The sequence below is a fragment of the Novosphingobium sp. genome, assembly GCF_036820275.1.
Lineage (GTDB): Bacteria > Pseudomonadota > Alphaproteobacteria > Sphingomonadales > Sphingomonadaceae > Novosphingobium.
On the sequence record NZ_DAISLT010000057.1, the window covers coordinates 22140 to 29239 of the forward strand.

Genomic DNA, 7100 nt, shown 5'->3' on the forward strand with positions numbered 1-7100 from the left:
ATCAGAAGCCCAGGCGAATGCCTCCCGTGACGTTGGTTACGCCATTTGCCCGGGTGAAAGCCGTGTTGCCCCGCGCGAACAAAGTTATGCCCGGGGTCGCTGCCCAATCGAATCCGCCGCCGACTTGCGCATAGTTCCGATCGCGCTCTGCTCCGGCCACCGTGAACTGGCTGGACGCGTCCGGCAATCCGGCCGTGGCAAGCGTGGCGTCACCGGCGGCGCGGTAGCGCCAACCGGCCGTCAGCCAGGGACGCAGCCGCGTCTCAGCCGCCATGTCGAGGCGCAAGTCCGCGCTTACGAAGGTGGCATCCTGCTTGCGGCCGGCCACATCAAGCGCGAAGACGTCGTTACCGGTTTCATGCGCATCACCGCGTTTGACCCGAATGTGCGTCACGCCAAGCTCGGGCCCCAGACGCCATCCCCCCTTGCCGATCGCAAACCCGTAGCCCCCGTGGGCATCGAAGGTCAGGCTGTGCAGATCGTAGTGGCCGGTCGTCTCGGTGCGATCGAACAGGCTGCGGTGAGTGGTTGCGGAACTGCCGTCCCAGACGACCGAACCGCCAAGATCCAGGCCGCCTCGTTCGAAGGAGACGCTTGCCCCCACGAAGGTGCCGTCCGCCTTGGTCCTGGCCCCCAGTGCCGGCAGGCTCTGGTTGGCGTAGATACGGCCGACAACCGCCGCGACCGCCACCGGCCCGGCCTGATACCCGATGCCGCCGAGAAGTCCGCCGCTGTTTTGCCGAACGTTCGAGGTACCCTGGGCTGAATTGCCGCGCAGATTCTGCCAGCTGCCCAGTCCTTGACCCAGCATGAAGAAGCGTGATTTGCCCGCCTCTCCGATCCGCTGCGAGGCACGCAGGGCTGACGAAATGGCAAGGCCGTTGTCGATGCCGATCTGGCCGGCGACCGCATAGGCCGCGGGATGAAGCGTGCTCATCGCCGCTTCGTTGACATAGCCGTCGGCCTGGGTGAGCTTTTGCACCGCCGTCAAGAGACCGTCGCTGGCCGTACCGGCAATCAGCAGGTCATTCAGATAGCCGTTCGTTGCCGTGACGTTTCTACCGGCGCCCGCATGCAATTGCAGCGTTCCAAGGAGATCCAGGGTATCGGACGTCTGGACGATATAGCCCAGAACCGTCTGTACCTTGTCGATCCTGGAGAAGCTGCCGGTTATTCCGTCGGTCGTGGTGATCAGATGATAGGTGACGCCCGGTGTGAGCGGCCGTTCTCCGACGATGTTCAGCGTCGTGCCGTTGGCGATCGTCAGGCTGCCGTTGATGATCAGCGCGTCGCTGACCGTCGGCGTCATTTCGAACAGCGTGGTCGACCCGGAAGCAAGCGTCACGTTGCCGTTGACGGTCATCGTCCCCGGAGAGGCGCCCGGGGACAGGGTGCCCTCAACTCTGATGTTGCCGTTGACGGTTCCGGCGCTGCCGAATGTCGCGCCCTGCGCCACGGAAATCCCGTTCCGCGCGGTGATCGTCGATCCGGCGAGACCGATCAGCCTGCCGCCGTTGACCCAGATGCCGTCGAAGCCGGCATCGCTGGCCAGCGAACCCGTTCCGCTTTCCATCGCGAGCTCTTCGAAGTTCGCATAGGTATTGAGATCGATCGCAGTCGGTGCCGTCGCAGCCTGGTCGAAGTGCAGAGCCAGGCGATCGGTTCCCGTGCCGCCATCGACAACGCCGCTGACCGAAGAACCGGCAAATGCCTCGAACACATCGTTTCCGCCGCCCAGCGCGACATTACCGATGATCGTGCCGCGATTGACCACATGCTCGGAGCCATCGGTGCCCGTCAGCACCGTTTCCCCCAAGGTCTGCAGGGTGGAGCCGGCCGCCAGTTCGAACGTCGCGCCTTCGCTGACGACCAGCGTCTGGACCGGCAGGACGCCGTTTACCGTCACGCTGCCGCTGCCCGTCACGCCGAAGTTTTCAAATCCGGTGAAGGGTTGGAAGAAGGCGCTGTCCAATGCGCCGCCGCCGGACAGATCGGCCAGGAGCGTATCGTTCCCGGCTCCGCCATCGACAGTGCCGGTCATGACCGCCGAAAGGCGCTGCACGAAAAGATCGTCTCCGTCGCCGAGATAGACGTCGCCGATTATCGAGCCGGTGTTCTCGATGTAATCGTTGCCGCCGCCAAGGTCGATCGAACCGATGATGGTTCCGCTGTTGACGATCCTGTCGTCCCTGCCGAAGGTCTGCACGGCCCCGGCGAACCGGGTAGTGCCATAGGTTTCTGCACTCAGGTTATCCGCGGTGACGGTATATCCCGACGTGCCGTCGATCGTGCCGGTATTGACCAGATCCAGCGCGCTGGTGACCCGGATCGCAGCAGCATACGCACCCTTTGCTTCGATGGTGCCGGCATTGACGAAAGAGACCGGGCCTGCGCTGCCGGAGACCGACACCGCCGTGGAGGCGAACGTTTCGGGCCTGGCGATGAGATCGTAATAAGGATAGCCGGGCAAGGGAATCCAGCCGTAGAACATCTCTTCATATCCATCGCCGTCGCTGCGGATCGTTCCGGTGTTGGCGATGGTTATCGTGGCCGAGCCGTCACCTCGCACGTTCAGGGCCGAAGCCCCGCTGGCCGAGGCGCTGAGAGTTCCCGAGTTTTCCAGCGCAAGGCTGTAGCTGCCCAGCTGCTCGAAGAAATTGGACGGTGCTATGGTCAGACCGTCTCCCGTCTCGATCGCGCCGCTGTTGCTGAAGGTCAGTGCCGGCGAGATCGCATCCTGGGCGAACGCATAGTCGATGGTGGCATTGCCGCCCCTGATCGTGCCGCTATTGGTGATCCTGGCGCCGGTCAGCTGGTAACCTGTAATGCCGAGCGCCGAAACGGAGTCGGCTGCAGTAATCGTGCCGCTGTTCTCGAAACTGAGCGCGCCTGTTCCCCATTGGGAAACCGCTGGGCCCATAAGCCCTTCCGAGCCGACGGTTGCTCTGTTGGACAGCGCGTTGGCCGCCACGGTAATGCCGCCGACGTCGGCTTCGTTGGATAGAGAGGCGAGAGGCCCGTCGAGGTCCGTCGGGAAATAGAAGAAGGTCCCATAATTGATGAGCGCCGCGCTGGTGGCGGCCCTGTTCACGATCTGCCCGTTGCCGGCCAGGACGATGGTCTCGGCAAGCGGAGCGTCGCTGACGATCGTGACGACCGTATCGCTTCCCAATGAACCGGTGAATTCGCCTTCGAAGGATGTCGGCAGCGGGGCGCCTAGCGTGACGGTCCCGCTGGTCTTGCGGACATGCCCGATCTGGTTGTAGCCGCTTCCGCCGTCGATCGTGCCGGAAACGCCGAAGCCCGAACCGTCCTCGATCAGGACATCATCGCCGGACCCGAAGCGCAAGTCACCCTCGATCGAGCCGCCATCCGCGTAATAGTATGCGCGCGTCGCGGAGTAGCCGTAGCTGGACCATCCCAGATCGACATCGCCAACGATGGTCCCGGCATTGCGCAATGTGCCGCCGTTGCTCTGGATCGCGACACCGGCGCCGCCGTAGATCGTGCCGCCCGCACTGTTTTCGACGGCCAATGTATAGCCGCTTGTCGATACGATGGCAGCCTGTCCGGTGCTGGCAATCGTGCCGGAATTGACGATCGATGTGGCGTCCGTCGCATAAACCGCGGCGGCGCTCGCAGAAATCGTGCCCGAATTGTCGAGGTTGGAAACGTAGGCGAGGCCATTGCCGCCCGTTGCCGTGATCGTTCCCTTATTGGTTACGGAGCCGCCCCAGATTGCCGACGGCGTGCTCCAGGTTACACCGGACGTATTGCTCAGCGCGATCGTGCCTTCGTTCGTGAAGTGGTTTCCCGACCCCAGACCGACTGCGGCCTGGATGTAGGTGCCCGCGTTGTCCAGGGTCGCCGTGATCGTTCCTCGGCTCGTGATATCCAGCGCGTTGGCCGCCCCGGAATAGCCGGAACCGGACAGCATGCCGGTCGAGCTGATCGCAGATTGGTTTCGCGCATCGATATCAGCCATCAGGTCGACGCTGCCCTCGCCCGAGAAAGTCAGCGGCGTAGTGAAAACGCCTTCGGCATCGAGCGTAAGCGCGGCGTCATCGTGAAGTTGATAGCCTACCGAGGCAAAACCGGCATGCGAAGCCAGTGTCGCATTGGCATCCTTGCGCACTTCGTAGCGGAGATAGGATTCCGATGCCGTCACCGTCCCGTTGATCCCCGCGAACTCGCCCGTTCCCTCGTTTTCGAGCTCGGTGATCAGATAGGATCCCTTGCCGAGCGTCAGATTTCCATTCAGGACGCCGCCGGCAAGCGCGTAGTAGCGATTGTTGTCAGATGACGATGAGTACCGACCGGCGAGGGATACGTCGCCGTTGATGGTCCCGGCATTCTTGACCTGCGCGTTGAAAATGGACGATCCGCTGACCGCGATCGCGGCTGTTCCCCCGGAAATCGTGCCGCCTGCTCGATTGTCCAGATTGCCATAGGAGCCCAGGAGCACCGCAGTCGCCGGCGAAGATATCGTGCCGGTGTTGGCGAGGCCGGCCGACAGGTCCACGCCTACGCTGCCGCCCGAAATCGTCCCGCTGTTGGTTGACAGGTCTGCCGTGTAGCTGGACCCCCACAGCACCAGACCCGTTCCATTGGCGGAAGTGATCGTGCCGGTGTTGGAGAAAGCCGAACTCAGACGGACTTCGGCGGCGGTTCCGGTTGCACTGATCGTTCCCGAGTTGTCGAAGGCGTAAGTGTAGACGTCTACGCCTGCGCCCTGGGAGTTGATTGTGCCGCTGTTGGTGAAGCTGCTGAGCGAGTCGAGATCGAGCGCATAGTTCTCCGACAGGCCGGTGCTCGTGATGATCCCTGCATTGACCAGTTTGCCACCGCTTCCGATGGAGGCGTTCGAGATGACCGTTCCGTTGGCGCTCAGGTCGGTTTCGTTGCGAAGGGTGCCGCTGCCGTCGAAGGCCAGGGCTCCCGGTACCGAGAAACCGTCAGCGAGCGTGACGGTGACGGCATTTCCCACGACAAGCGCGGTTCTTTCGAAATTGGTAGGCAGGACGATGGTCTTGTCCAGCGTCCGATCGCCGGCGAAGTCGATCTGGACCGAATCGGTCCCGGCTCCGCCGTCGATCGATCCGGTTACGCCGGTGATCAGATCGCCGACCTCGGTGTAGATCGCGTGAAGCACATCGTTGCCCGCGCCGAACACCAGATCGCCCTCGATCGTGCCGCCGGTCGAATCGACGTTGCTTTGCGAATAGGACTGGCTGCTGTTCGATCCGGCAAGAACGGTGCCGGTGATGACGCCCTTGTTCACCAGATTGAGCTGGTTTGAGGCCGAGATCGCGGTGCCCGAGGAGCGGATCACGCCGCCTGCATTGTTCGTCACCGATATCTCGGCCGAGTTCAGCGCGGCTCCGGTGCCCAGATTTGCAACCGTTCCCGCGTTATCGAGCGACAGCCAGTACCCGCCGGACAGCGTGCTGCCTTGCGCGCTCGTAATTTCGCCGCCCGCCTGGTTCACCACGAGCACGCTGGCATTGCTGGCGGATATCGTGGCCCCCGAACCGCTATTCGTTATCCTGCCGCTGTTGGTGACCTGCGATCCCAGGTTGTAGATCGTCGAGGCCGCGCCGTTTGACACGATCTGGCCGGAATTGGTCAGGCTGGCATAGTTCAACGGAGTGGCGCCGGTGATGGCGCTGCCGGAGCCTCCGTCGATGAGGCCGGCATTGTCGATCGTACCCACCGAACCGGAAATGCCGCCGATGGTGCCGCTGGCCCGGTTGACGATGTTGGTGAACGAGACATAGGTGCCGCTGGCGACGACCGCGAGGCCGGAAGTCCCGATGAGCGAGCCGGCGTTGTCCAGCGCGGCGCGCGTGTAGCTTGTAAAGCTCGCGACCGGCCCGAGCGTGATGGCGTTCGCACCGGAAACGCTGCCGCCCTCGGCCACATTGATGTCGATATTGGTGGAAATGCCATAGTAACCGGAGGGCTGGGTTCCCTCGGTCAGGCGAATGCCGGCGGAGGAGTTTCCGTTGATCGCGCCGGCGACGAGTATCGTGGCGGTACGCGAAGCGATGTTGCTGGGCGCGTTGATGGCAACGGTGACCGCCGGACCGGACGTCGCTGAAACAGTTGCTCCGGTTTCGACGGAAACCGTAGTAGCGTTAGTCGTCACCGTCAGGCCATCGGTATCGCCGCCACTGCACGTCGTCGTCGATGAAGGTTGTGTTGGATCGGGAGCGCACGCAGCGCGGGCCGCATTCGGCGCAAAAACGGAACTGCACCCAATCGCCAGAATGCTGCAGGCACGCAAAAACTGGCCACGCGAGCCACTCATCATCGTCATTTAACCAAACTGCCCCGTCTTGCTGCAGTCAACGCAAACGATTGACCGCCCCCAAGCCAAGTCTTTGCGAAATTTTCTGCATGAATGCAACAATATGAAATAACTGAAATTGAGCCGAAATGTGCAGTTTGAGGGCGAACCGACCAACACTTTTGTCGATGACAGAGTTTTTCATTTAACGGGCTGTCTGGTTGCGGCACATCGCCGATCCTGTCCGGGTGATAAAGGCGGTCGGAACCAGGAATACGACCGCACGATCCAACGGTAAGGAGCGAGCCGCAGCGCCCCACGCCTCCGGCATGACCGCGCTCTATGCCGCGCGCGGGCGGGCTCACCGCCCCTGATGCCCGCGCTTTGGCACCGAGCCCCTTTTAAAGGGTCTCGGCCTTCGGTTGCGATCGCTGGCGCTCAAGGGGGACGTGGGGGTCGGCGGGGCATGCCCCGCCTCGATGTGGACGCGCGCCGGCTGCGCCCGCGCGCGGCACCATTTGTGAGCCTCTCCCGATGAAAGTCGGGGTGCGGGCTCGACAACCGTCTGGGCCCGCCATCGTCCCCTGCAAGCCGCTCCTGCGTCGCGGCTCCTCCACTTCCGTTCCGGCCTTTCAGGTGCAGGAGCCGCTTAGCGCGGGCCCTGTCGGTCGTCCGGGCCGCCCACCCCCCGCCTTTCCGGGGGAGGCCCATGGTGGGTTTTTGGGCAGTGCAGGAGGTGAGACATGCGCAGCAATCGCAAGGTCCCGCAATGCGCGAGGCCGCAAGATCAGGTTCAGGGCGAAGCTTGTTC

Annotated in this window: 1 protein-coding gene; it reads right to left on the minus strand. The window is 63.0% G+C overall.

What is annotated here, in order from left to right:
* Position 1: 1 nt before the first annotated feature.
* Positions 2-6148, minus strand: coding sequence for a hypothetical protein (locus tag V7066_RS26705; RefSeq protein ID WP_334185957.1), 6147 nt, complete (start codon positions 6146-6148; stop codon positions 2-4).
* Positions 6149-7100 lie beyond the last annotated feature (952 nt).